General features: G+C 42.0%; 6 protein-coding genes. 3 read left to right on the top strand and 3 right to left on the bottom strand.

Translation table 11 applies throughout. From position 1 onward, the window contains the following. Positions 1 to 3: 3 nt before the first annotated feature. Entirely contained in the window at positions 4 to 513 is a 510-nt protein-coding gene (locus tag ABZB17_RS19980) for a YeeE/YedE thiosulfate transporter family protein (RefSeq protein WP_372652933.1), read from the bottom strand. A gap of 225 nt (positions 514 to 738) precedes the next feature. Between ABZB17_RS19980 and ABZB17_RS19975 the strand changes: the two genes are divergently transcribed. Continuing rightward, the gene (locus tag ABZB17_RS19975) at positions 739 to 1,563 is read left to right on the top strand and encodes a hypothetical protein (protein ID WP_372652931.1); all 825 of its coding nucleotides are present in this window, start codon (positions 739 to 741) and stop codon (positions 1,561 to 1,563) included. Between the two features lie 45 nt (positions 1,564 to 1,608). Beyond that, positions 1,609 to 2,037, top strand: a complete 429-nt coding sequence (locus ABZB17_RS19970) for a hypothetical protein (RefSeq protein ID WP_372652929.1) — start codon at positions 1,609 to 1,611, stop codon at positions 2,035 to 2,037. Between the two features lie 354 nt (positions 2,038 to 2,391). Here the strand turns inward: ABZB17_RS19970 and ABZB17_RS19965 are convergent, their stop codons facing one another. Continuing rightward, complete coding sequence (locus tag ABZB17_RS19965; RefSeq protein ID WP_372652926.1) at positions 2,392 to 3,000, bottom strand: porin family protein; 609 nt, start codon at positions 2,998 to 3,000, stop codon at positions 2,392 to 2,394. After that, positions 3,001 to 3,687 (bottom strand): NAD-dependent deacetylase, encoded by a 687-nt coding sequence (locus ABZB17_RS19960; RefSeq protein WP_372652924.1) that lies wholly within the window; start codon positions 3,685 to 3,687, stop codon positions 3,001 to 3,003. A gap of 156 nt (positions 3,688 to 3,843) precedes the next feature. Here ABZB17_RS19960 and dnaG point away from each other — a divergent pair. Next, on the top strand, positions 3,844 to 5,481 hold a 1,638-nt coding region (gene dnaG / locus ABZB17_RS19955; protein WP_372652922.1), incomplete at its 3' end, for a DNA primase.

The raw sequence follows: 5,481 nt of genomic DNA, 5'->3' as shown, positions 1-5,481 counted from the left end.
AGTTTAAATCCAGAGTTTTCTGAAAAACCATGCAAATAAGAAGGCAGAGCCAAAAATGCCGATCATGGTTATAAATCCGGCTACCGAAAGTACGGCCATTCCGGAGAGCGCTGCGCCGCTGGTGCATCCGCGAGCGAGTTGTGCACCATACACAAAAAACACACCACCAAGAAAGGCAAACAACAAGCGTTTTCCATTCGATATTTTTGGCGACTTCTCAATTTTGAATTTTAAACGGCCCGAGATGGCTCCCGAAATAAATCCTCCTAAAAACATGCCGAGCACTTCAAGTGCAAGCCAGCTTTTTAAGGGATTTTTACCGTCTTCGAAATATTTACTGTAATAAGGCGATTCCATGGCGTGCTGATGGTTAACTGTTTCAACTGCTGCTACAACGGCATATTTTAATCCGCCGCTGGCTCCCAGTCCGCGCCCTGAAAAAAACATGGCGCTTAAAAGTACCAGGCCAAGCAACACACCCGCCAGGTACGGATTCATGTATTTTTTTCTCATCGTAGTAAAAGGTTTTGGTTATACTAACCGGTCACTCTAAAGACAAATCAAGGGAGTTGATTGTTTTATGATATGCGGAAATATTCAACTGTAAAGTCTTCAGCGTGGATTGTAATTCAATCAGAACCGGCATAGTTTTAACATAAATAATTAGTTTATAAGTCATACGTTTTATATATTTCGGCACCATATTTGATCAACTTAACATACAAAAAAAACAAAATCATGAAAACCTTAGCTACACTGTGTTTGGTCTTAATTGTTTCAATTTCTGCCTATTCGCAAGATCAAATCATCAAAAGAACTGGCGATATTATTAATTGTAAGGTTACGGAACTGGGAGCCGAAGAAGTAAAATATTATTACGACGGAAACGACAAACTTATCTTTGGAATTGATAATGCGCTGGTAGCCCGGGTTGAATTTGGCACCGGCGAGGTGGTTGAAATTCAGAAGAATACCTTTGATGATCCTGCGTATTATGCTGATCAGTCGAAGAATGCTTTAAAAGTCAATTTCCTGTCACCACTATTTGGTACCACCGAGTTTGCTTTCGAAAAAAGCTTAAAGCCCGGCCGGTCGTGGGAAACAGCTTTAGGAATTGTTGGCCTTGGAAATGATCTCGAAAATATTGATCCACGAGGTATTTATGGAAAGTTTGCTTATAAATTTATGCGCAACCCCGATTTTTACATGCATAAAATGCATTACTCACATATTTTAAAAGGAGGCTATATTGCTCCGGAAATTGCTTTGCGTTACATGTCGTACGATGATTATGGTTACGATTATTATTTCGATTCCAGCGGTTATTATCACTCAATTTCAAGCTCTGACAGAGAGAGTCAGGTAACTTTAGCCATAATGCTAAAATTTGGGAAACAATGGGTTTTCGACGATGCATTTTTAGTAGATATTTACTTGGGAGTGGGGTATGGTTTTGGTGCCGATGACGATGAGGGTTTGCCGTATGGTTTTATTGTCGCTCCCGATGATTTTCCGATCGCACTTACCAGCGGATTGCGAATTGGTTGGGTTTTTGGAAAGTAAGCTCAACAACTTTTGCTTTTGGTTGTTTCAACACAAAAAGCAACGATGGAATTAGAGATCAGTAAATATTTCAAGGGAGTTCGCCCCGGCATAACACTTCCTTCGCCCTTAATGTTGGAAATTCTGAAAGAGGAGGGAATACGAAAAATGGTGAGTGATCATTACGATCTGGTTGTGCAGAGTCCGATTAAAGATTTGTTCCCTAAAAACCCGATTGCACTTGAAAAGGCAAAAGAACACTCGGCTGATTTTTTTATTCAGATTTGTGGTGGCCCCGATTATTTTAACCAGCACCGTGGAAAACCACAATTAAACAGAAGACATTTGCCTTTTAAAATTACCGCTGAAGCGCGCATCGAATGGTTAAATTGTTACCAGCAGGTTTTAGGAAAACTGGATTTGCCCGAGGAAGTGTTAAAATCGTTTTGGACCTACCTTGATGATTTTTCGAAGTGGATGGTGAATAGCTATTGAAAGGATTGGTGATTAAGGATAAAGTGGGAACCAGGATTTAGTGAATGAGTAATTGGGTGAATTAGGAAGAAAGTTTGCAGTTTTCAGTCGCAGTTAACAGTATTACAATTTAGCAGATGTAAACAAAAGAAACGATCTATTGTGTTCTATGTGTCTATTGTGGTTCAATTCTTTGCATCTCTGCGCCTTTGCGAGAAAAATCTTTATAGAATTTCGGATAATGATTAACGATTTTAGATTTGGAAGCAGGAAGAAAGTTTATAGTTGCAGTTAACCATTCTGCAATCTAGCAATAGAACAATTTAGCAGTTGTAAACAAAAGAAACGATCTATTGTGGTTCAATTCTTAAAATCTCACCGACCCACTCGATAATACAAAGCCAGCGAAATTACATTGTTGAATAAGCCGTTGTGAAAATAGTAATTGGTTTCCGATTTGTCGCTGCACGGAAGTACTGATAAAGCAAAACGCAGATCAATCGATGCATGTTCCAAAAAATCAAACTGAAATCCAACAAAAGGCTGCAAATCGAAGGTATTAAAATCCTGCCGGTCGGGCTCCGGTATTTCGCCATCGCTGTTCACTTCTTTCGAGTGGATTAAAACACCCGGCGCAATACCACCGATAATCATACTTCGGTCGTTGGTTCTGAATGCCATAAAAATTGGAATATCGATATAACCCAGCCGCATAACGTATTTGTCAATGTCGGGTTGTTTGGGGTCGAATGCTCTGCGCGAGCCTTTTTGCGAATATTTTATTTCCATTCCGGCCACAATTGCCGGCGCAATATCGGTTTGCACAAAAAGACCGGCTAAAATACCTGCTTTGTGATAGCCCTTGAGGTTATCTCCTTCAACTTGTGTTCCGTTAAAACCTGCAATTATTCCGGCGTCGAAACGCTGGGCAAGAACAAAATTTGCAATTAAAAGAAATCCAAAGGCAACAACTATCCGCTTCATTTATTTTAGTTTTTCCAGTTCCTTTTTTAATAGCTCTACCCCAATTTCCGCTTTTTTTTCGATATATGTAACATTTTCGTGGTAAACTTCCGGCCGGTTGGGGTCGATAACAAAAATCGGCGTTCCCTTTCGCGCATAATTTACCAGGCTGGCAGCAGGATAAACAGCCAACGATGTGCCAATAACCACCAGAATATCGGCTTGCTGTACAATGCCAATTGCATTCGGTATTTCAGGAACTGCTTCGCCAAACCAAACAATATGAGGGCGTAACTGGCTTCCTTTTTCACAACAATCGCCCAACTTAAGCTCCCAGTTGTCGAGTTCGTAAATCAAATACGAATCCAGCGTGCTTCGGGCTTTCATTAGTTCACCATGTAAATGCGAAACTTTTGTACTCCCGGCCCGTTCGTGCAGGTTGTCTACATTTTGGGTTACTACCTGCACATCAAACCATTTTTCCAGCTCTGCAATTCCGCGATGTCCGCCGTTGGGCTGTGCATTAAAAAGTTGCTTTCGGCGTTCGTTGTAAAACCGTAAAACCAGCTCCGGATTGCACGCCCACGCTTCGGGTGTGGCAACTTCGGTAACATCATATTGCTCCCAAATCCCGCCCATATCACGAAATGTTTTTAATCCGCTTTCCTGGCTCATGCCGGCTCCCGAAAGAACAACCAATTTCTTCATCATTAAAAATGTTCTAACGATTAAATGTACAATTAATAATAATCGCATTCAAATCGTGGCTGATAATCTGGTGCTTATTTAAGGCGGCTTTTAATTGTGGATATTATTCGGCTTAAAAGATGTTCGTTTCATGCTATTTCTGATATTTTTGTACCGATGATTGATCATGCGACGATAGACCGGATTATTGATGCTGCAGAAATTTCAGACGTAGTAGGCGATTTTGTTACACTCCGAAAACGGGGTGTAAACATGCTTGGTTTGTGCCCGTTTCACAACGAGAAAACACCATCGTTTACCGTGTCGCCGGCCAAAGGAATTTTTAAATGTTTCGGGTGTGGAAAGGGAGGAAACTCGGTGAACTTTATTATGGAGCACGAGAATCTCACCTATCCCGAGGCGCTGAAATGGCTGGCAAAGAAATACAATATCGAGGTCAGTGAGGAGGAGGAAACAGAAGAGCAAAAACAGCTAAAAGATTCGCGCGAAAGTTTGATGATTGTTTCCGGTTTTGCCCAGAAATATTTTACCCGCTATTTGTGGGAAGAAAACGAAGGCAGAACCATTGGTTTGGGCTACTTTCGCGAGCGTAGTTTTCGCGACGATATTCTAAAAAAATTCGAAGTGGGTTTTGCCCCTGATGGCAAAACACCATTTACCGAAGCGGCACAAAAACAAGGTTATAAACTCGATTTCCTGGAGAAAACAGGATTAACCATAAAACGCGACGACTGGTTACGCGACCGTTTTGCCGGACGTGTAATGTTCCCCATTCATAACCTGGCGGGGCGCGTAATTGCTTTTGGGGGCCGTATTTTAACAAACGATAAAAAAACGGCCAAATACCTGAATTCACCCGAGTCGGATATTTACCACAAAAGCCGTGTGTTGTACGGAATTTACCAGGCCAAGCGCGAAATGACCCGTACCGATAAATGTTACCTGGTTGAGGGGTATACCGATGTAATGTCGTTGCACCAGGTGGGCATCGAAAACGTTGTTGCTTCGTCGGGTACTTCGCTAACTCCCGATCAAATCAGGATGGTGCGCCGTTTTACACCCAACATTACCATTATTTACGATGGCGATGCAGCGGGAATAAAAGCTTCGTTGCGCGGAATTGATATGGTACTGGAAGAGGGCATGAACGTTAAAGTGTTGCCGTTACCCGATGGAGAAGACCCTGATTCGTTTGCAAAAAAAATGGGGGCTTCCGGTTTTCAGGAATATATTGAGCAAAACGAAACCGACTTTATACAGTTTAAAACACGGCTGCTTTTAAAAAGTACCGAGAATGATCCGGTTGCCAAAGCACGACTGATCTCTGATGTTATCCGGTCGGTTGCTGTAATACCCGATTCTATTACCCGTTCGGTTTATATAAAAGAATGTAGCCGTTTGCTTGGTGTTGACGAAGAAGTGTTGTACACAGAGGTTAGGAAACAAAAACATCAACAAACCGAAGAGTTCCGGAAAAAGGAATTTCGCGAGCAAAGCCGTCGGCAGGCTGCACCTCCGCAAGCTGTGCAGGAAGAACCGGTTGTTCGGCCTGTAAGACTTTTGGTGGAAGAACTGGAATTTTTGCGTTTTCTACTGAAATATTGCACAAGCGATTTACTGGAAGAGGAGGACGAAGAAACGCACGAAACACGTACTCTTTCGGTAGGCGAGTTTATGATCGATGAGCTGGAGGCCGATGAGTTGGTGTCGGAAAATGCGTTGTTTAAAAAGGTGTTTTACGAGGTTCGGGAGAATTTGTACAAAGAGAATTTCGATCCGTGGAAACACTTTGTT

The organism is Draconibacterium sp. (assembly GCF_041583095.1).
In the GTDB taxonomy this organism is placed as follows: Bacteria; Bacteroidota; Bacteroidia; order Bacteroidales; family Prolixibacteraceae; genus Draconibacterium.
This window is presented reverse-complemented; position numbering and strand designations above follow the sequence as displayed.